Genomic DNA, 20379 nt, shown 5'->3' with positions numbered 1-20379 from the left:
AGAGCGAGGGCGAAAGGGTCGACTTCGTAGCCGGCGAGCATAGTATTTGTAACCCGTGTCGCACTTCCCTCGCAACGTTCCGGACTTCCGACGCGTCCGAGAGTCGTGCTATGCTGGTTGCGACGATGGGGCCGAAGCCGCCGAAAGGTCCGGTCGCTCCTGGGAGGGTGCGCGATGTCCGACCCGTCTCCAAAGCTAGCCAGCAAGACGACTCGCCCCGTCCCGATGGCGAAGCCGGCCTTGCCCGGGGTCGTCCTCGCCCCACCGGGTGAGGACGAGATCGATGAGCCATCGCGATCCCCCTGGGAATTCCACGGCTGGGCCTGGTCGATCCTGGGGCACTCGATCCTCCTGCTCATCATGGGCCTCTGGTTCTTCGGCAGCAAGCCGAGCCAGGTCCGGACCTTCGACACCAAGCTGGCGGGCTCGGAGTTCGGCGTGGATGAGGGCCTGACGGCGCTCGGGGGGCTCGACACCCCGATCTCGATGCCCGAACCGCTCCCGATGGCCCCCCGGCCCGAAGCCACCTTCGCCCGGCTCAAAACGTCCGAGATCGCCCCCAACCCGCTGGCCGGATTCCAGGGCAACACCGGGAACCCCGGGGCCGGCAGGGGGGATGGATTCGGCCTGGCCAAGTTCGGCAACGGCGGCGAGAACATCCAGGGCGTCGCGGTCCGGGTGGGCGACCCTCAGTTCACCCTGATCTGGGATTCCCGGGCCGACATGGACCTCCATGTCATCGAGCCCGGCGGGAAAGAAATCTACTGGAACGACCCCAAGGGCAAGTTCGGCGGCGAACTTGACGTCGACAACGTCGAGGGGTTCGGACCCGAGAACATCTACTGGCTCAAGCGGAACGAGAACGGATCGAGGGACCTCGGTCCCGGCCCCCCCGGCGAGTACAAATGGTATGTGCACTATTACGGGGGCAATCGGGGCGTCGCCGCGCCGACCCGCTGGAAGGTCCGGATCAAGCATGAAGGGCGAGTCGAGGTCATCCAGGATCGATTGACCGTCCCCGGCTCCAAGACCAAACCCTACACACTGATCGTCAAGGGGCAGCCGATCTCCGAGGAGGGGAAGTTCCCGGAGTTCCGCCCCTTGTCCGCCCCATGACGATGAGCATTCCCCTGATCCTCGCCAGCGCCTCCCCTCGCCGTCGTCAGCTGCTGACCGAGGCCGGATATCGTTTCGAGGTCGACCCTTCCGACATCCACGAGCCCGAGCCCGAAGGCCCGATTCCCGTGGCCGAGTACGTGGCGAACCTCGCCTGGCGGAAGGCATCGAGTGTGGCCGCCCGGAGGGGTTCGGGGCTGATCCTCGGTGCCGATACCGCCTGCGCCGTGGATGGCCTGATCCTGAACAAGCCGACCGATCGCGACGACGCCGAGCGGATGCTCCGCCTCCAGGAGGGGCGGGACACCGAGGTCGTGACCGGAATCTGCCTCTACCGGGCCGACCGGGGCGAGTGGATCGGCGCGGCGGAGGTCTCGATCTGCCGGTGCCGTCGCTTGACCGATGACGAGCGGGGGGAATACCTGGACTCGGGCCTCTGGGAAGGCAAGGCGGGAGCCTACGGGGTCCAGGACGACGACCCGTTCATCGATGTTGTCCAAGGGAGTTGGTCCAACGTGGTCGGCCTGCCGATGGAGCGGCTCGCGGCCCTCCTGGCCGGATATCCCCGCCTGACAAGCCGGGGCGACTCGGCTAGGATGGGCTCGGATATCGAGTAAACCCGGAGCCATCCCGATGACCGTGACGAAGACCCCGACCCCGACCTTCCGCCTTGTCGGCGTCGCCGCTCTCGTCGCGGCGATCGGAATTGGTGCGGCCGCCTGGCTCTTGCCGGGCCTGAGGACGACGATGGCCCAGGCGACCAGCAAGGCCACCCCGGCCCCAATCGACGGAGATCGGGCCTACGGCTACCTCAAGGCAATCTGCAAGGTCGGACCCCACCCCGCCGGCTCGGCCGCCAATGCCCGGGTCCGTGCGATGGTCGCCGAGCATTTCAAGAAGCTCGGAGGCCAGGTCCGCGAGCAGCCGGTCTCGGGGAACGACCCGATCTCCAACAACCCGGTGGTCATGGCCAACCTGATCGGCTCGTGGTTCCCCGAGCGGACCGATCGCGTCGTCCTGGGGGCCCACTACGATACTCGCCCCTTCCCCGACGAGGACCCCGATCCCATCAAGCGAAAGCAGCCCTTCCTCGGGGCCAACGACCCCGGCTCGGGCATCGCCCTCCTGATGGAGATCGCCCACCACCTGGCCGACTCGAACACCCCCTGGGGGGTCGACCTCGTCCTATTCGACGGTGAGGAGCTGGTTTACGGCGGAGGTCAGGACCAGCGAGGGGAATACTTCTTCGGCTCCAAGGCCTTCGCCAAGGCTTACGCCGAGCGGGCCAAGAACGCACCCCGCTATGTCGCGGGAATCGTCTTCGACATGGTCGGAGGGAAGGACCTGAAGATCGAGAAGGAGCAGTACAGCATCGAGTTCGCCAACCGGCTGGTCAACGACGTCTGGGGGGTCGCCCGGTCGTTGAAGATCCCCCAGTTCCGCGACCGGGTGGGCATGGCCGTCTATGACGACCACCTCCCGCTCAACAATGGCGGGATCCCCTCGATCGACATCATCCATTTCCCCTACCGCCACTGGCACACCGCCAGCGACATCCCCGAGAACTGCTCGGGCGAGAGCCTGGCCCAGGTCGGCAAGGTCGTCACTGCCTGGCTGAACAAGCCCAAGCCCCGGGGAAGATAAGGACACTTGCCCCTCCCTTCCCTCTCCCCTCGGGAGCGGGTGGCCGAAGGCCGGGTGAGGGTCGGACCGGATCCTCGAAGGAAAGACCGCCCGGAGCGATCAGAACTCCCGCTCCATCAGGTGCCGCAACCCTTCGCGCTCTCGACGAGTCATGTCGAGGTCGAACTTGGCGGCGGAAAGTTCCAGGCGGAACTGTTCCAGGGCCTCGCGGGCCAGCGAGAGGGCCCGCCCCCGGAACTTGGCCTGCTCGCAAGCGTCCTCGGCCAGGGGCTCCAGCTCGGCCCGGACCTCGGCGGGCATGGCCCGGATCCTCGCCCGGAGGGCCAGGAGTTCGGCCGGTATCTGCGAAGGTTGGGGGACCTGGGTCGAGATATTGGATGCGGGATTCATGGTGCTTCCTCGTCGTGGGTCTGAGACCAGTTTAGCACGAGGATTGGCGAAAGGCTCCCGATTGTCGGATTTCGTCCGGCTGGGCAAGGAGTGAGGGAGGAGCACGGACCGGCCTCGGCATTGGCCTTCCCGGATCGGGGGCTTGCCGGTACATTCCGGCCCGATCGGCCGGGCCCTCGGGCGTGCATTCGCGCGCTTTCGGGAGGGGCCCTCGCCGGGCCTTTTGACTGGGAGGTCACGCGTCCCATGCGGAATCGGGTCGCCCGTTCGAATCTCGGGTCGGCGTGCCGGCGGACCGTCGGGGTTCTGATGGCCCTGGCCGGCGGAGCCCTGGCCGCCGACGGACCATCGTCGATCATCACCGATGGCTTCGAGTCGCCCCGGATCGCCTGGCGGCAGGAGCAGACCGACGCCACGGTCAAGATCTTCTCCCACGACCGGACCAATCGAGCCGCCCACGAGGGGGTCCGGTCCGAGGGGTTCCAGTTCGAGGCCGGGATCGGCGGCGGGCTCTATTTCAGCTATGCCCTGCCGAAGATCCCCGTGACCGAGGACCTGAAGGTTGGCCTGTACGTCCGGTCGAACCGGGCGGGAATCCGGATGATCGGCCGGGTGATCCTCCCGAACGATGTCGACCCCGACACCCGCCGACCGTCCTTCGTCCACATCTCCAGCGAGCCCTTCGAGAACGCCGACCGCTGGCAGAAGCTCGAGCTGACCGACCTGCTCCCGGCGATCGAGCAGCAGGCCCGCGTCCTCCGGTCCTCGACCCGGCGCAAGGTCAGCCTGGAAGGGGCCTACCTCGAACGCCTGGTCGTGAACCTCTACGCGGGCGAGGGGGAGACCGAGGTCTATCTGGACGAATTGACCGTAGGGCCGGTCGACGCCTCGGTCGCCGACGCGGCCACTCGGCCGAGCGACCCGGCCCGAGGGGCCTCGGTCCGGACCATCGCCGATCGCCCGAGGGGCCCGAGCGAGCCCCTGGAGTCGGTCCGCCCCGGCGCGAATACCCGGATCAAGCTAGACCGAAACCGCCTGACCAAGGACGGCTTCCCCTGGTTCTTCACCGCCGTCCGCGCCCCCGACGTCGACCCGGCGCAGCTCCGGAGGCTCGGGGCCGACGTCCAGATCGTGCCCCGAGGGGCCGACGAGGAGTGGATCAAGAAGTCCGTCGCCTCGGGCCTCCTCCTGATCCCCGAGTTGACCGGGCCCGACGACCGGACCTTGCCCGATCCCGACCGCCTGGCCTCGGAGGCGTCCGCCTTCCCGTCCCGCGACTCCGTCGCCTTCTGGTCGCTGGGTGAGGGCCTCGGGACCGTCAACGATCTGGACCGGCGCAAGGCCACCCTGAAGAAGATCCGCGAGGCCAACCTGGCGATCCACAAGCTGAAGCCCGGCGGCTCTCCGTTCACCACGGGGACCGTCGAGGGGATGCTCCCGGAATATTCGAGGATCCCCGAGAACCTGGACGTCATCGGCATCCCCACCGCCGCCTGGGCGACGATGCAAGGCCCGAAAGAGATGTACCAGTTCCTCGAACAGCGCCGGACCCTGACCGCCCGGAGCAACGCCGACGCCCTCTTCTGGGCGATCCTGGAGGCCACGCCGCCGCCGATCTATCGCGAGGCGATCTGGGGGACCGACGCCCCGCCCGCCTGGGGTTCTCCCCGGATCCAGCCCGAGCAGCTCCGGACGGCCACCTATGCCGCCATCGCCGCCGGGATGCGGGGGATTTGCTATCGCGCCGACTCCGGCCTGAACGCGGCGCACGGGCGGCCCAACATGATCGAGATGGCCCTTCTCAACGAGGAGATCGACCTGCTGGAGCCGATCCTCGGCGACCCCGACAAGGCGATCCGGATGGTCGACACCTACCAGCCCGACCCCCCGCCGCCCCAGCCAATCGCCCTGTTCCAGACGACCAACATGCAGATCAACAAGCCGCCGACCCCCAAGGAATACCCCCCGCACCCGACCATCACGGCCGCGGCGATCACGACCAAGGACCGGCGCGGGACCTTGCTGATGCTGGCCGATTACTCGAAGTACGCCCAGTTCCAGCCGCCCCAGGGGGCCTTCAATAACCTCAAGCTCCTGATCCCGGCCGCCAGCGACGCCCGTGCCTATCTGATCAGCCCCGGCGGGGTCGTCCCCCTGGACTCCAAACGGGCGCCGGGGGGCCTCTCGATCACGCTGGAGGACTTCGGTCTCACCGCGATCGTCCTGGTTACGACCAACGTCGAGCTCAAGGATCAGATCGAGCAGTCGGTCAACCGGGTCCGCCCGCTCGCGGCGAACCTGGCGATCGAGCAGGCCGAGCTCCAGCGAGCCTGGGTCATCGAGATCGACTCGCTCCTCCAGGACCTCCGCCATCCTCAGAAGGACTCGGTCGACCTGCTCAACCAGTCGGGCGAGTTCATCAATTCGGCTCGGGCGGCGCTGGCCCGCGAGGATTACCCGACCGCCTGGGACGAGGCCCGACGCGCCGGCCGCCCGCTCCGGGTCCTCATGCGTTATCACTTCATGTCCGCCTACGACGAGATCGTCAAGATCCTCAACGACGAGGACCTCCCCTGCGGCCCGGTGGCCTACGAGGGGCAGGAGAAGCCGAAGCCCCGGATCGTCCCGCCCGTCGTCGCGGCCCCGCTGGCCTCGTTCGCGACGCTCCCCCAGGCCTGGATCTGGGCCGACTGGATCCGGACCGGCCGGCTCGGCCAGAACCTGATCGAAGGCGGCCACTTCGACGATCCCGAGATTCTCAAGGATGGCGGCTGGGTCGAGGAGAGCTACCAATCCGAGGACGTCGAGACCACGATCAAGCTCAACGAGGGAGGGCCCGACAAGGCCGAGAATGGCTCCTACCTCTCCCTCTCCGCCCGCCCCCGGAAGGGCCTGAACATCGACTCGCTCCCGCCGGCCGACCACGCGATGGTCGCGATCCGCTCCCCATCCGTGAAGGTGGGAGCCCGGCAGGTCTACCGGATCTCGGTGATGGCCCACATGAAATTCCCGACCGCGCCCGGGGCCGGCGGCCTCATCGTCCGCGATTCGATCGGCGGCGAGCGGCTCCAGTTCCGGACCCCCGACGCCCTGGATGGGGACTGGTTCGAGATCGTCTATTACCGGAGGGTCCCCGTCGACGGGACCCTGAGCGTCACGCTGGGGATGGCCGGCTACAACTCCTGCGAGTTCGACGACCTGAAGGTCGAGCCGATCGTCGAGACGGTCGAGATCGACACGAGCCGGGCCCAGGTCCGCCCCCGGAGGAGGCCCGTCCGGCCCGCGACCGAGACCACGGCCATCACCGACCAACCGGAAGAGGCGCCCGCGACGGCCACCCGTTCCCGACCGATCCCGATCCGCGAATGATCGGGGGCCCGCCCGACCTGAGCATCGTGATCGCGGCCACCGACTCTCCCCGCTCGGTCGACCGGCTCCTGGAGTCGCTGGCCGGGCAGGTCGGGGGCGTTGCCGAGATCCTCGTGGTCGCCGCCTTCGGGCCGACGGGGTTGGCCCCGAAACCGGGGGTTCGATGGATCACCGCCCCGCCCGGGACGGGGGTCCCGAGGCTCCGACGCCTCGGGCTGGAGGACTCGCGAGGGAGGGTCGTCGTCTTCACCGAGGATTCGGTCCTGGTCGATCCGGGATGGGTCGAAGCCTGGCTCGCGACCTTCGAGGACCCGAGGGTCCTGGCCGCCTCGGGCCTGGTCGATCACGACCCCCGAGCCTCCGCGATCGACTGGGCGGTCGTCTTCTGCGAGTACGCGCCGTTTTTCCCGTCGAGCGTGACCCACAAGCTTGAGAACCCGACCCCGAATTCCCCCCTCTCCCCCTGGGAGAGGGTTGGGGTGAGGGTCTTCCCAATTGCTCGACGGCTCACAAAGCAAGGTTCTGAACGGTTCCCGATCGTGCGGGGGTCCCTCACCCCAACCCTCTCCCAGGGGGAGAGGGAGGAAGATCATAACCAAAAAGTCGGGGACCAATCCGCCCCGCCTTCGAGACTCGCCGGCAACAACTTCGCGGTCGACCGTCAATGGGCTCTCCGGCTCACCGAGGGGGGAGAGGTCCACGAGACCCCCCTGCTCGCCTCGATCCTCCGGGGAGGTGGCCTCGTCCGGACGGTCGACCGGGCCGTCGTCCGGCACGTCCGGAATTTCGGCCCCGGCGAGGCGTTCGGCGACCGATTTCGGTTCGGCTTCGAGTTCGGTCAGCTCCGGGCCGACGGCCTCTCGACGGCGGGTCGGCTCGCGGGATGGGTCGCCGGCCCGGCGATCTTCGCGGTCCAGGTGGGCCGACTCCTGTCGACGATGCTCAGGAACGGGCGACACCTCGGACCGTTCCTCCGTTCTCTCCCGATCACCCTGGCGATGCTGGCCGCCTGGTCGCTGGGCGAGTGGGCCGGGTGGTGCCGGGGTCCGAGTCGGCGGAACCAGAGGTCCCCGGCATCTCCGACTCCCTCTCCCGGTTGGGAGAGGGAGTCGGATGAGCAGTCCTCGAAATCGCCCCTCACTGCCCGCCGGTCAGTTCCTTGACCAGCCCTTCGGCCTGATAGATCGAGCGGAGCGCCTCGACGATCGATCGCGAGTCGACCGAGACGGCTCGGGCCTTCCGGTCATCGTAGGCGAAGTCGAGGACGAGCGAGTCGACGTTGCCGTCGAAGATCAGGCCGACGACCTCGTTGCTGCGGTTCACGACCGGGCTCCCGGAGTTCCCGCCGATGATGTCGGCCGTCGTGATGAAGTTGAACGGGGTGTCGAGCCGGAGCCTCCTCTCCTTCTTCGCCTCGATCCAGCTCGGCGGGAGCTGATAGGGGGGCTCGTCGCCGTGGGCCTTGGCGTGGTCGAAGGCCCCGCCCATGGTGGTGTAGGCGGGGATCATCTTGCCGTCGATCTCCACCGGCTTGACGGTTCCATAAGCCAGTCGGAGGGTGAAGGTGGCGTCGGGATAGGTCGACTCGCCCAGCTCGGCGAACCGAGCCTTGGCGATCAGGCCGTACTGGACGGTGTCGACCGCCTCTACCTCGTCTTCGAGCCGCTTGCGGAGGGCTCGGGCATCGGCGTCGACGGCCAGGGCGAGCTTGATCATCGGATCGTCGCTGGCCTCGATCGCCTTCAAGCCACCCTCGGCCAGGGCCTTGCGAGCCTTGACGTCGGCGAGTCGGCTGCCGTCGACGAGCTCGGCGGCGGCTTCCTCGGGGGACCGGCCCCTCAGGACTCGCTCGACCATCGGATCATCCGGCATCCTCGACTTCCAGAAGGTGAACGACCGGGCGAGCCGGGCCTTCTCGAAGTCGGGGTAGGTGGGGGCCTCGGAGAAGAGTTCGAGTTCCAGCGATTCGAGGGCCGAATCGCGGTACTCGCGGAGCCGGTCGGCGTTCGGCTTGGCCTTCTCGGCGGCGAGCCGGACCAGCGTCCGCGCGATCGAGAACAGGTGCGAGTCGAAGGCGAACCCGCGCTCCAGGAAACTGTACGGTTCGAGGAGTTCGGCGGAGACCTTCTTCGAGGCGGCGATCTTGTCCCAGGCCGCGGCGAAGGCGGCCTTCTTCTCGGGGTCGGCCTCGATCCGGTCGCGGAGCGCCTTCTCGTCGGCCTTCTTGCGACCCATCAGCTCGGGATCTTCCAGCCCCTTCAAGCCCCCCTCGCGGGCCTTCCGGCTGTTCTGGATGCCGAAGAGGTCCTCCTTCGACTGGCGGAACTGCTCGGGGCCGAGCTTGCCGTATTCGAGGAGGAACGCCTCGCGGTCGTGCAGCATGTCCAGCAGCAGGGGGAATGAATGATCGCGCAGGTATTCCAGGTGAGCGACCGTGTTGAGCCGGCTGGTCCGGCCCGGATGGCCCGCCACGAAGGTCAGCTCCCCTTCCTTCGAACCGGCGGGGCTCCACTTCAGGAAGTGCTTGGGCTTCGCCGGCTTGCCGTCCTCGTAGGCCCGGAAGAAGGCAACGTCCAGGTCATATCGGGGGTACTCGAAGTTGTCGGGGTCGCCCCCGAAGAAGGCGGCGTCGAACTCCGGGGCGAAGACCAGCCGGACGTCGGTGTACTTCTTGAAGACGTAGAGGGCGTACTTGCCCCCCTGGTAGAGGGTGACGACGTCGCTCCGGAGCCCGGTCTTGTCGAGCGAGTCCTTCTCGATCTTCGCCATCGCCCCCCGACGCGCGGTGTTGGCCGCCGCGTCGTCCATCCCGGCCTGGACCGCCGCGTTGACCTGGTCGGTCACGTCCTCGATCCCGACCAGCACGTTCAGCTCCAGGTCGGGGGCGCGGACCTCCTCCTCCTGGGTCTTGGCGTGGAAGCCGGTCTTGTAGTAATCCTTCTCCTTCGTGCTGATCTTCTGGAGCGTGTCGGCCCCGACATGGTGGTTGGTCATCACCAGGCCGTCGGCCGAGACGAACGACCCCGAGCCCCCGCTGTTGAACCGGACGGCCGAGGACGACAGGTGCTCGACCCAGCCCGGCGGCGGCTCGAAGTTGTAGGTCTCCTTGAGGTGGCGGAACGGCAGCTTGTCGAAGACCCACATCCCTTCGTCGGCGAGCACGTTCCCTCCCGGCGCGGCCAGGGCCAGCGCGATAAAGCAAGCGATCCTTCGATGAGCATTCATGGTGCGGTCTCCGTCGGGGCGGATTCGTTAGAGCATGTCGTCGATCGGTCCGGTGGGCCTCGCTGAGCTCGACGCCACCCGACCTGTTCATCCTCAGAGGTCTTCCTCGCGTCCCTTCACCCCGTCGGAGACGGCCGAGGGGTCGTCCCCCTTGAAGAAGACGCCCAGGCCGCAAAGCAGGAGCACCCCCGCCATCAGGCCGAAGGCCGCCAGCGAGGGCCAGGCGCCCTGGTTCCAGGAGTCGGGGAGCTGACGGGAGAGGTCCAGGGCATTCGAGACCGAGGACGGGGCCAGGGCCAGCAATGCGATCAGGATGCCCGCGATCGCCCCACCCGCGATGTATCCGCTGGAGAGCAGGACGGCCGGGCTCGAATCCGAATCCTCCGCATTGGCCTTCTTGATCCGGTCGACCGCCACGCGGACCAGCCCGCCGACGAAGATCGGCATCGAGGTGGATAGCGGCAGGTAGACCCCCACCGCGAAGGCCAGCGAGGGGACCAGAGAGAGTTGCATCAGGACCGAGATCAGGGCCCCCAGGATCACCAGGCCCCAGGGGAGCTGGCCTCGCATGATCCCGTCGATGATCAGGGCCATCAGTCGAGCCTTGGGGGCGTCGTACTTGGTGACCTTCGAGCCATCGTCGCGGGTGTCGACCCGACCATTGATCGCCGGGTCGATCAGATAGACCGCCTTGCCGGCGTCGTCGACCAGATATTTGCCCGCCTCGGCGCCCGGAATCGGGTCGACCACCCACCAGACCTTGTATTCCTTGCCGTCGGGCCCGGCCTCGGTCTTCGTCAGCTTCGAGACATCGGGGGCGGCGATCTTCGGCAGGTTCTCGGCCTTGTTGGTGACGACGGTGCTGGCCTCGTTCAGGAGCAGGAGCGTGAACCCGATCACGATGGCCGAGGTCAACGCGCCGACCAGGATCGAGAGCTGCTGGGCCTTCGGGGTGGCCCCGACCAGGTAGCCGGTCTTGAGGTCCTGCGAGGTCGTCCCGCCGTTCGAGGCCGCCACGCAGACGATCCCCGCGATCGAGACCGCCGCCACCCGGTACTCGGTCCCCACCCATCCCAGGAGGACGAAGATCAGGCAGGTCAGCAGGAGCGTGGCGACGGTCATCCCCGAGATCGGGTTGGAGGACGAGCCGATCTCGCCGGTCAGCCGCGACGAGACCGTGACGAACAGGAACCCGAAGACGGCGATCATCAAGGCCCCGGCGATCCGCCCGGTCAGGTCGACCTCGGTGGGGAACAGGCCGGTGGCCGCGATCGCCGCCACCAGCAAGGTCGAGCCCACCCCCACCAGCCAGAGCGGCAGGTCGCGCTCGGTCCGCGCGGTCGAGGAGACCCCTCCCCCCGACCGGGCCAGGTCGCCCAGGCCCGACTTGATCGATCCCAGGATCAGGGGCAGGGCCTGCAAGAGGCTGATGACCCCGCCCGCCGCGACCGCCCCGGCCCCGATGTAGAGAATGTAGGCGTCGCGGATGTCCTTGGCCGACATGTCGCCGATTGGCTTGGTCCCCGGGAAGATCGCCCCCGAGCCCTGGCCGAACAGCGAGATCGTGGGCGTCAGCACCAGATAGGCCAGGACGCCCCCCGCGAAGGTGACCGAGGCGATCCTCGGGCCGATGATGTAGCCCACGCCCAGCAGGATCGGCGAGACCTCGCACGAGAGGACCGCCCCCTTGAACTTCTCGAAGCCCCGCGCCGGGTACTGGTTCCAGAGCTTCAGGGCCTCCATGCAGAATTGATAGAGGAACGCCATCCCGAACCCGGTGAAGACGGTCCGGGCGCTCGATCCCCCCTGCTCTCCCACGATCAGGACCTTGGCGCAGGCGGTCCCTTCGGGATAGGCCAGGCTCCCGTGCTGCTTGACGATGAAGGCCCGGCGGAGCGGGATCATCATCAGGATCCCGAGCAGTCCGCCCAGCGCCGCCACCAGCATCACCTGGACGGCCCGCATGTCGTAGCCCAGGATCATCAGGGCGGGCATGGTCACGCCGATCCCGAAGGCGATCGACTCGCCGGCCGATCCGGTGGTCTGGACGATGTTGTTTTCCAGGATCGTCGCGGGTCGCGACCCGGTGGCCCTGGAGAAGAACCGGAAGAGCGTGATCGAGAGGACCGCCACCGGGATCGACGCCGAGACCGTCATCCCGACCCGGAGGACCAGGTAGAGCGACGACGCCCCGAAGATGATGCCGAGGATCGCGCCGAGGGTCACGGCCGACCACGTCAGCTCGGGCATCACGGTCGAGTCGGCGACATAGGCTCGGTGGGTCGAGCCGGATTCCCCATCGGGCGTGCCCGACACGGCGGGCTCGGGCGGTGGATGGACCGACATACTCCGCGACTCCCCTCTGGGCTCAGGACTGGAGGACTCAGGTCTAGGGTCTCAAGTCCAGGAGTTTATCGCGAAGACGCCATGAAGGGGTAGAGTCTCGATCCCCCGGTTCGCCCGAGGAGGGACGACCATTCGGTAGGGCAGGGCTCGCCCTGCCGAGGCCAGGCCTGCCGCAGGGCGAGCCCTGCCCTACCGGAAAAAGTCCTGAGTCCTGAGCCCTCCATTCCTGACTGTCCCGATCAGACCACGGAGACTCGCTTGGAATCCCGCTGCTGCTGGAGGACGGCCATCCGGTCGATGATGTCGCGGAGGACCCCGACGGGCGACTGACCGGCGTCGACGTCGTAGACCAGCGAGGAATCGTAAAAGCTGAGAGTCTGATAGGTCTCGTCGTAGTAGGTCTTGAGCCGCCGATGGATGACCTCGTCGTTGATGTCGTCGAGCCGGTTCTCCCGGAGGGCTCGCGACTTGAGACGCGCCATGGCTTTGGCGTTGTCGGCGATCTTGAGGTGGAAGATCTGCACCACGTCAAGCATGTGGTCGAGCCGCTCGGCCTGCGTGTAATTTCTCGGGAGGCCGTCGAGGATGAGCGTGTGGATTTCGGGAATCAGGAACTCCTGGAGTTCCAGGATCTTGATGTGCCGCTCCCAGATCCGGACGGTCAGGTCGTCGGGGACGAGCAACCCTTGCGAGGTGAAGTCGACGATCTCCTTGCCGAGCGTGCCGTACTTGGGGAGCTTCCGGAAGAGGTCGCCGCACGAGATATGGACCAGATCCGGGAGTTGTCCGAGGACCGTACCCTGCGTCCCCTTGCCGCTGCCGGGCATGCCGAAGAGGAGAATGGTCCGGTACTTGCGCTCAGCAGCCATGAGATCACCTGAACCCGGAGAGGGAAGCCAGTCGGCCGGCCCGACGTCGGGACGGAAGAGGGGGGAGTCCGAACCGTCCGGTCGGAGGACACTCCTGAATTCACCAGACTATCATCCGTTTTAGGGACCTCGACGGGCAACCCATCTTTTCCAGGCGCGTTCCAGTCGCGAGAAAGCGGGAAGTTCGTTTCCCAGACGGGTCGCCCCATCCCCTTGCGAACGGAGACCGGCAAGGTGATCCTCGGGGGACAGTCCCACCGTTGTTTGTCACCCCTCCGGACGAGAGCCTCGCCATGCTCCGACGACTGACCCCGACACTGCTGACCCTCGCGATCCTGACGCCGTCGATGGCCCGTGCTCAGACGGTCCCCGGGACGGCCCCGTGGATGGATCGGGGTGAACCATCGTCGGTGATGGTCGAGGGGTTGCACCGGTTCGCCGACCGCGAGATCGCCGCGAGCTTCGGTCGCCGGAAGGACCGATGGTCGGTGGATGCGAGTTCGCCCGAGGCCTACGCCCGATCGGTCGAGCCCAATCGCGAGCGGCTGACCCGGATCATCGCGGCCGACAACCCTCGGGTCGCCCCAACGCTCAGCTATGTCTCATCCCCCGACTCGCCCGCGAGGGTGGCCGAGGGGTCGGGCGTCTCGATCTATGCGGTCCGTTGGGGCGTGGTCGAAGGGGTCGAGGCCGAGGGGCTCCTGATCGAGCCGGGGGGGGAGGTCCGGGCGTCGATGGTGGCGGTCCCCGACGGGTCGTCATCGCCCGAGGCCCTGGCCGGGCTCGCGCCGGGGGCGGGCTCGGGGCTGGCCCTCCGACTCGCCCGTCAAGGCTGCCGGGTCCTGATCCCGACCCTGCTGGACCGGACCGACGAGTTCTCGGGCAACCCGGCGGTCCGGATGACCAACCTCCCGCATCGCGAGTGGCTCTACCGGATGGCTTACGAGGCCGGCCGGCATCCGATCGGCGACGAGGTGGATACGGTCCGATCGGCGGTCGACTGGCTGGTCCGCCCGGGAGTCCCGAGGATGCCGGTCGGCGTGGTCGGGCATGGCGAAGGAGGGAGGATCGCCCTGTTCGCCTCGGCGGTCGACCCGAGGATAGATGCCGCCTGGGTGGCCGGGGCCTTCGGGCCCCAGGAAAATCTCTGGTCCGGCCCGATCGACCGGAACGTCTGGACGCTCCTGAACGAGTTCGGCGACGCCGAGACCGCGGCGCTGGTCGCCCCGAGGGCCCTGGTGGTCGAGGCTTCCGACGCCCCCGGTTACGACGGCCCGCCCCCCGCCCGTGGAAGCCGGGCCGATGCCGCCTCCGGCAAGCTCACGCCGATCCACCCGGAAGACGCCCGTCGCGAGTTCGAGCGGATCGGGTCGATCGTCCCCGAGAAACTTCGCGAGACGATGACCTTCACCACAACCGACGGCGAGCCGGGAGGCGGCCTCGAGCCCTTCTTGAAGGCCTTGGGCATCGAGCCTCGGGCGACCACCGCCGAGGTCCCGGACCTCCGCGACCTCCGACCCCATTTCGACCCCCGAGGCCGGATGAAGCGAATCCTGGGGCAGTGGGTGGCCTACACCCAGGGCCTGATCCGGACCTCGGAGCTTCGCCGATATGCCTACTGGTCGAAGGCCGACATGACCTCGCCCGAGGCTTATGCGAAGTCGCTCGCCCCCTATCGCAAGGCCTTCCACGAAGACCTGATCGGCAAGCTCGAGGTCCCCGAAGGGCCGATCGCGGCGAGGTCGGTGAAGCTCTACGACGAGCCGAAGTGGATCGGCTACGGGGTCGAGCTGGAAGTCCTGCCCGACGTGGTCGCCTCGGGAATCCTGCTCCTGCCCAGAGACCTGAAGGAGGGGGAACGCCGGCCCGTCGTGGTCTGCCAGCACGGGCTGGAAGGGCGTCCCGAGGACGTGGTCGACCCCAAGATCAAGTCGGTCTACAACGCCTATGGGGCCCAGCTCGCCGACCGGGGCTACATCGTCTACGCACCCCAGAATCCTTATATCGGCAAGGACCGATTCCGGACCCTCCAGCGCAAGCTCAACCCGATCGGCCAGTCCCTCTTCTCGGTGATCGTGGCCCAGCACGACCAGACGACCCGCTGGCTTGCCGGGCTCCCGATGGTCGACCCCGGGCGGATCGCCTTCTACGGCCTCTCCTACGGGGGCAAGACCGCGATGAGGGTGCCCGCCATCCTGGACCGCTACTGCCTCTCGATCTGCTCGGGCGACTTCAACGAGTGGGTCGTGAAGAACACGAACCTCGACCGAAGCCTCAGCTACATGTTTACCATCGAGTACGACATGTACGAGTTCGCCCTGGCCGAGCGGTTCAATTACGCCGAGATGGCCGCCCTGATCGCCCCCCGCCCGTTCCAGGTCGAGCGCGGGCATAGCGACGGGGTCGCCCCCGACGAGTGGATCGGCTACGAGTTCGCCAAGGTCAAGCGGCTCTACGACACCCTAGGCCTGGCCGACCGGGTCGACATCGCCTATTTCAACGGAGGCCACAAGGTCGAAGGATCGGGCACGTTCCCCTTCCTGGCCCGGCACCTGAACTGGCCGAGGGGGAACGTCCAGCCCTGACGGCTTGCCGATTTGTCGGTTGTCGCCCCTGACGTCTCTCGGCTATGCTCACGCGTTGTCCGAAGGATGCCCCACGTAATCTCTCCCGAGCGAAGAGGCCCACCCATGCGTATCCGAATCCTGATTCCCCTGATGCTCCTGATCGCCCCGTCCTTGACCTTCGGGCAGGACGACCCCCGGGCGATGGCCGTGGCCAAGGAGACCCTGGACCGCGGCTCGGCCCTGTTCGACCGGCGCGATGCCAAGGCGATGACCGCGACGTTCGTCGAGGATGCCGAGATCATCCTGATCAAGCGGGCCTCGGACTCCGACAAGGTCGAGCTCGAGAACCGTCGAGGCAAGGCCGCGATCGAGAAGACCTATTCCGACATCTTCAAGGATCGCGAGCCCGAGCACCGCTGCCGGAACACGGTCGAGTCGGCCCGCTTCGTGGGGGAAGACCTCCTGCTGATCCGCGGGAGATTCGCCTTCAATGTCGACCAGGGCGATCTGGCCGAATTCGTCCAGGTCCGCGCCCGCGAGGACAACCAATGGAAGATCGTGACCCTGCAATTGATGCCAATCCCCAAGGAATGACCCCCGATCTGATCCCTGGGTCCCCGACCTCGCGGGGTCCGATCGCCGGACCCCGCCACCCGGGTCACCTTCATTTCAATTCAACGACCATTCGATCGACCGTTCCCCCGAACTTGAACGGCGAGCGATCGAAGTAATCGAGCGACACGGGCGACCCCAGATCGATGCCCACGTCGAGCGTCTCGCTCGCGGTGAAGGCCCCCGGGACCGTCCGCTTGACGCTCTTGCGGGCGACCTCCCCGCCGTCAACCATGAGGACCACCTCCGCTGGCCCTCCGGGCCTGGCGAACGTCTCATCGACCTCGATCCGGTGCTTCCCCGGTCCGAGGGGCTCGTCCCCCTTTGCGGTGGTCCGCTCGATGATGAGCATATTATACTCATAAACGAGCTGTCCTTTATCCATGTAAAGGCAGACCCCTCCGCTGGCACCACCGAGGGCGTACAGCACCCCGGAGGCGTCCGGGCCGACCTCGATATCGAGGGTGACGTGGTTGCTTCGCTTGCCAAGGCCCGGCGCGGCGAACTCCGGCATGCGAGTGGTCGTCCCATCGAACCGCCAGGACTTGTAGGGGCTCGAGATGACATCCTCCGGGTGGAACCGCGTCCAGAGCCCGCCGCCGATGGGGAAGACCTGGTTGGCCTTCGCTTCGGCCAGGAAGAGATCCTTCATCCGCGACAGCCGATCGGGCTCGTTCGCGGAGAGGTCGTCGGCCTGGCTGAAGTCCTCCGAGAGGTTATATAGCTCCCAGACGTCCTGATTGGCGTCCCAGCCTTTCAACCGGGCTGCGGTGCTCGGCGTGTCCCAGGGGACGAACGGTCCGAAGGTGCAGGCGAACCAGCCGTCCTGATAAATGCCCCGGCTGGCATTGTTTTCGAAGTATTGCGTCTTCTTCCGCCCCGTCGCACGGCCATCGGCGAAAGTGTAAGCCAGGCTCACGCCGTCGATGGGATCTTGCTTGAACCCGTCCACTTCGACGGGCGGCATGATGCCGATCACGTCGTATAGCGTCGGCACGATATCGTTCACGTGATGGAACTGCGACCTCGGCGTCCGGTCCGGCTGGATGGCCTTCGGCCAGGAGACGACCATCGGATTGCGTGTGCCTCCGAAGTGCGCGGCGACGAGCTTGGTGGACCGGAACGGGGTGCTCCCGGCCCAGGCCCAGCCGGCGTGATACATGTTATCCATCTTCGGCCCGCCCAGTACCGACAGCCCACCCAGCGTGGTCATCGCCCGCAACTGCTGCTCGATGGTATTGGCGATGTTGTTCTGCGCGAGCAACTCACTGACGGTCCCCTTCTGACCCTCGGCGCTCGAGCCGTTGTCGCCCCAAATACAGAAGATGATGGTATTGTCCCGGACGCCGAGCTGCTCCAGCGCGTCGACGAGCTTGCCGACCTGCGCATCGGTGTGCTCGGCGAATCCGGCGAAGACCTCCATCAGTCGCCGCTGGAACGGCCGCTCCGATTCGGGGATGCTCTCCCACGACGCCAGAGTGTCGGGCCGGGGCGTCAACTTCGTTCCCGACGGAATCCATCCGAGTTGTTTCTGCCGGGCGAAGACTCGCTCGCGATATCGGTCCCAGCCGTCGTCGAACTTGCCCTTATACCTGTCGGCCCACTCCGGGAAGATGTGATGCGGGCCGTGGACCGCGCCAGGGGCCCAATACATAAAGAATGGCTTGTCAGGAGAGAAGGCCTGATGCCGCTTGAGCCAGGCGACCCCCTTCTCGACCATATCCTCGGTCAAGTGGTACTTCTCGCTCCTTGGCGGCTCGATGGCGTTGAGGTTCTCGTAGAGCCTTGGTTCCCATTGCGAAGTCTCGCCGGCGAGAAAGCCGTAGAAATAGTCGAATCCGTGGCCGTTGGGCCATCGGTCGAACGGTCCCATCGCCGTGGTCTGGTTCGCCGGAGTGTTGTGCCACTTGCCGAACGCCGCCGACTTGTAGCCATAGTGATGAAGCGTCTCGGCGAGAGTCGCCGAGGTTTTCGGGATGATCCCGGTATAGCCATCGAAGTCGGAGGCCCGCTCGGCGATGGTGCCGCTGCCGACCCGGTGGTGATTCCGACCCGTCAGGAGCGAGGCGCGTGTCGGCGAGCAGATCGAAGTCGTGTGGAAGGCATTGAAAGCGATGCCCGATTCCCGCAACCGGCTCAGGGTGGGCGTGTGGACCTCGCCTCCGAACGTGTCCGGCAGGCCAAAGCCCACGTCGTCGATCAATACGATGAGGACGTTCGGTGCGCCTGGCTTGAGCCGATCGGGCTGCTTCCGCCACTTCATCTCGGATTCCTGCAAGGTCGGGCCAGCCCGGCTCGCCGAGGGTACCGATGGAAAGGGCAGGATTGAACCGTCCGCTTGCGCCGGTGGGGAGGTTTGCTGACCTCGGGCGACTTCCGCTCCCATCGACGAGCCGAGGATGATCAGGAGCGAGGTCAGCCGGAGGCGTCGGAATGGATCAAATCGCACGAGGTTACCCCCAGGATCGGCGTGAGTAACGACCAAAAGCCAATCAGGATCGACCGCTTCACGATCACCCCGTATCAACACATTATTAAAATACACAAATCAAATAAATACGCCGATGCAAGCCGGACAACATTCCGTCGGGATCTCGAGGGTTGATGCCTCCGAGCCTCCTCCGCCCACTCTTCGACGCGTCGCAATCGACTTCGGCGAGTTGCCGCACTTCGAAGACCTCGAGAGCTGATGATCCTCGCTCGGCGATCCAACCGAGTCCGACCGCCCATCGATCAGCGTCGGGGTTGGGGGGCGGCGGCCTTCGGGGTGAACTCGAAGGCTCCCGCGTCGGGTGCCTTCCCGACAACGCGTGGATGGCGGTCGAAGTCCTGACCGATTTCGGGGAGCAGGACGCCGGCATCGATCGCCGAGAGCCCCCCTCGGGCGAGTCGCAGGTCTCCCCGAGCGAGGTCGACGAACCAGTCGCGTCCGGCATCGGTGACATTCGCCTTGAGTTCGGCCCGGGCCCCGTTCCTGAGCAGGATGGGACGGTTGCTCAGGTTATTGAACGCCACCCCGTTCGTGGCGGGGAACCGCAGGCCGATCGACCAGGGGACCTGCCCTTCGACGAAGACCGTATTGTGCTCGATCCGAACGTCGCCGCTGTTGCTGGCCTCGATGGCCTCGTCGGCCCAGGAGTTCAGGTTGACCAGGACATTGTTGCGTATGACTCCCCCCTGATGGTCGAACCCCGTCCCACGCTCGATCAGCCCGAGTGCGATCCCCCGATAGCAGTCGATCAAGCGGTTCCGCTCCACGATCGTGCCACGCGACTCGTTCCAGAAAAGGATGGCGGGCCCGGCCCTCGATCCGACATCGCGAGGCCCCCTGATCCGAAGGAAGATGCTATCGCGAACCACCCAGCCCTTGCCCCGATGGACATCCACCCCATTGGTATAGTCGCTGGGAGCGTGATCCGAGTACTCGAACGAGGAGCATGCGACCAGGCCGTCGTCGACAGATCGGCCGTCCTTGCCCACGGTGGCCTTCACGAGTTGCTGCCCCGTGTCGACGATGCGGACGTTATGGAGGACCGAGCCCGAGCCCCCGAGTTCCCCGTGGACCTGAACGCCATGGTAGCCCACTCGGCCGATCGTCAGGTCGGCCAGGGTGACATTGGGGGCCTCGATCGAGACGGCGACCAGCACGGCCGTTTCCACCATCGAGGCGCCGCGGAGGATGACCTTGGATCGGTCGCCGCTCTTGCCGCGAACGACGAGGCCCGGGGCGACGATTTGGAGGGCGCCCTGGAGCGTATAAGTACCGTCTTCGAGCAGGACGGTGGTGCCCGGCCTGGCCCGCTGAAGGGCCTTCCACAGGTCTTGGCCGGGCTTCAACGTCGCGGAGACCGCACGCTTCGGAGGAGCCCAGCCGCATCGAGGACATCCGGCCTCCGCGGCGTCGAGGAAGCCGGCCGCCCCCAGGACCCACGCGAATCCCAGAAGCGTGAGCGGGGTAATTCGGCTCGACGACCGATCGAAGGTGCTCATCAATCGACTCCTTCCCGAGAGGTCTTCGACGAGGGAGAATGTCCATCGGCCGGCTGCTCCCCGACCTCGACACTCATCGAAGCCAATCATATCTCGAACCTACGCCTCTGCCATGCCCTCCTCTCCAAATCGAAGAATTGAAATACTCCCAGGGGCCGAACACGCCAGTTCGAGCCAGCCCGGCTCTCATTATGGCCACTCTCGCACGATCGCCTCGACTTGATCCGACGGTCAACCCGGCGAGACCAACC

13 protein-coding genes are annotated in these 20379 nt (G+C 66.6%); 7 read left to right on the top strand and 6 right to left on the bottom strand.

The annotated features are described in order from the left end of the window. The first annotated feature begins 174 nt into the window (after window positions 1–174). Genes P12x_RS02070 through P12x_RS02060 form a run of 3 tightly spaced genes read left to right on the top strand, consistent with a single transcriptional unit; the run spans window position 175 to window position 2760 of the window. Window positions 175–1116, top strand: a complete 942-nt coding sequence (locus P12x_RS02070) for a YfaP family protein (RefSeq protein WP_435009165.1) — start codon at window positions 175–177, stop codon at window positions 1114–1116. Between the two features lie 2 nt (window positions 1117–1118). Beyond that, a complete protein-coding gene (locus tag P12x_RS02065) occupies window positions 1119–1733 on the top strand; it encodes a Maf family protein (RefSeq protein WP_435009164.1) in 615 nt (204 codons plus the stop codon). A 16-nt stretch (window positions 1734–1749) separates the two neighbouring features. Beyond that, complete coding sequence (locus P12x_RS02060; protein WP_435009163.1) at window positions 1750–2760, top strand: M28 family peptidase; 1011 nt, start codon at window positions 1750–1752, stop codon at window positions 2758–2760. A gap of 99 nt (window positions 2761–2859) precedes the next feature. Here P12x_RS02060 and P12x_RS02055 read toward each other — a convergent pair whose 3' ends face one another. After that, complete coding sequence (locus P12x_RS02055) at window positions 2860–3150, bottom strand: hypothetical protein (protein WP_435009162.1); 291 nt, start codon at window positions 3148–3150, stop codon at window positions 2860–2862. Between the two features lie 246 nt (window positions 3151–3396). On the opposite strand from P12x_RS02055, the gene P12x_RS02050 reads away from it, so the two are divergent. Both P12x_RS02050 and P12x_RS02045 read left to right on the top strand, forming a co-directional pair. Beyond that, a complete protein-coding gene (locus tag P12x_RS02050) occupies window positions 3397–6519 on the top strand; it encodes a hypothetical protein (protein WP_435009161.1) in 3123 nt (1040 codons plus the stop codon). After that, a complete protein-coding gene (locus P12x_RS02045; RefSeq protein ID WP_435009160.1) occupies window positions 6516–7682 on the top strand; it encodes a glycosyltransferase family 2 protein in 1167 nt (388 codons plus the stop codon). Before P12x_RS02050 ends, P12x_RS02045 begins: the two co-directional genes overlap by 4 nt. Here the strand turns inward: P12x_RS02045 and P12x_RS02040 are convergent. From P12x_RS02040 to P12x_RS02030, 3 genes are all read right to left on the bottom strand, one after another. Then, window positions 7657–9744: a S46 family peptidase gene (locus P12x_RS02040; RefSeq protein ID WP_435009159.1), complete on the bottom strand. Its 2088-nt coding sequence runs from the start codon at window positions 9742–9744 to the stop codon at window positions 7657–7659. The two genes, P12x_RS02045 and P12x_RS02040, sit on opposite strands and share 26 nt — an antisense overlap. A 93-nt stretch (window positions 9745–9837) precedes the next feature. Further along, window positions 9838–12090: an OPT family oligopeptide transporter gene (locus P12x_RS02035; RefSeq protein WP_435009158.1), complete on the bottom strand. Its 2253-nt coding sequence runs from the start codon at window positions 12088–12090 to the stop codon at window positions 9838–9840. Between the two features lie 239 nt (window positions 12091–12329). After that, entirely contained in the window at window positions 12330–12959 is a 630-nt protein-coding gene (locus tag P12x_RS02030) for an adenylate kinase family protein (protein WP_435009157.1), read from the bottom strand. Between the two features lie 293 nt (window positions 12960–13252). Between P12x_RS02030 and P12x_RS02025 the strand changes: the two genes are divergently transcribed. Together P12x_RS02025 and P12x_RS02020 are read left to right on the top strand one after the other, a co-directional pair. Further along, entirely contained in the window at window positions 13253–15544 is a 2292-nt protein-coding gene (locus tag P12x_RS02025) for an alpha/beta hydrolase family protein (RefSeq protein ID WP_435009156.1), read from the top strand. A gap of 105 nt (window positions 15545–15649) precedes the next feature. Further along, complete coding sequence (locus P12x_RS02020) at window positions 15650–16120, top strand: hypothetical protein (RefSeq protein ID WP_435009155.1); 471 nt, start codon at window positions 15650–15652, stop codon at window positions 16118–16120. 70 nt (window positions 16121–16190) lie between these two features. Here the strand turns inward: P12x_RS02020 and P12x_RS02015 are convergent, their stop codons facing one another. Next, a complete protein-coding gene (locus P12x_RS02015) occupies window positions 16191–18524 on the bottom strand; it encodes an arylsulfatase (RefSeq protein WP_435011751.1) in 2334 nt (777 codons plus the stop codon). A 347-nt stretch (window positions 18525–18871) separates the two neighbouring features. Beyond that, window positions 18872–20128 carry a hypothetical protein gene (locus P12x_RS02010; RefSeq protein ID WP_435009154.1) on the bottom strand — a complete coding sequence of 419 codons (1257 nt, stop codon included), beginning with the start codon at window positions 20126–20128 and terminating at the stop codon, window positions 18872–18874. Between the last annotated feature and the right edge of the window lie 251 nt (window positions 20129–20379).

This window comes from Tundrisphaera lichenicola, assembly GCF_051175385.1.
GTDB classification, from domain to species: domain Bacteria; phylum Planctomycetota; class Planctomycetia; order Isosphaerales; family Isosphaeraceae; genus Tundrisphaera; species Tundrisphaera lichenicola.
This window is presented reverse-complemented; position numbering and strand designations above follow the sequence as displayed.

Bases quoted from the DNA above. Each gene is read 5' to 3' on its own strand.
- P12x_RS02065 (WP_435009164.1), top strand. From the start codon at position 1,119: ATGAGCATTCCCCTGATCCTCGCCAGCGCCTCCCCTCGCCGTCGTCAG.
- P12x_RS02030 (WP_435009157.1), bottom strand. From the start codon at position 12,959: ATGGCTGCTGAGCGCAAGTACCGGACCATTCTCCTCTTCGGCATGCCC.
- P12x_RS02020 (WP_435009155.1), top strand. From the start codon at position 15,650: ATGCGTATCCGAATCCTGATTCCCCTGATGCTCCTGATCGCCCCGTCC.
- P12x_RS02045 (WP_435009160.1), top strand. From the start codon at position 6,516: ATGATCGGGGGCCCGCCCGACCTGAGCATCGTGATCGCGGCCACCGAC.
- P12x_RS02070 (WP_435009165.1), top strand. From the start codon at position 175: ATGTCCGACCCGTCTCCAAAGCTAGCCAGCAAGACGACTCGCCCCGTC.
- P12x_RS02025 (WP_435009156.1), top strand. From the start codon at position 13,253: ATGCTCCGACGACTGACCCCGACACTGCTGACCCTCGCGATCCTGACG.
- P12x_RS02040 (WP_435009159.1), bottom strand. From the start codon at position 9,744: ATGAATGCTCATCGAAGGATCGCTTGCTTTATCGCGCTGGCCCTGGCC.
- P12x_RS02015 (WP_435011751.1), bottom strand. From the start codon at position 18,524: ATGGGAGCGGAAGTCGCCCGAGGTCAGCAAACCTCCCCACCGGCGCAA.
- P12x_RS02010 (WP_435009154.1), bottom strand. From the start codon at position 20,128: ATGAGCACCTTCGATCGGTCGTCGAGCCGAATTACCCCGCTCACGCTT.
- P12x_RS02050 (WP_435009161.1), top strand. From the start codon at position 3,397: ATGCGGAATCGGGTCGCCCGTTCGAATCTCGGGTCGGCGTGCCGGCGG.
- P12x_RS02055 (WP_435009162.1), bottom strand. From the start codon at position 3,150: ATGAATCCCGCATCCAATATCTCGACCCAGGTCCCCCAACCTTCGCAG.
- P12x_RS02060 (WP_435009163.1), top strand. From the start codon at position 1,750: ATGACCGTGACGAAGACCCCGACCCCGACCTTCCGCCTTGTCGGCGTC.
- P12x_RS02035 (WP_435009158.1), bottom strand. From the start codon at position 12,090: ATGTCGGTCCATCCACCGCCCGAGCCCGCCGTGTCGGGCACGCCCGAT.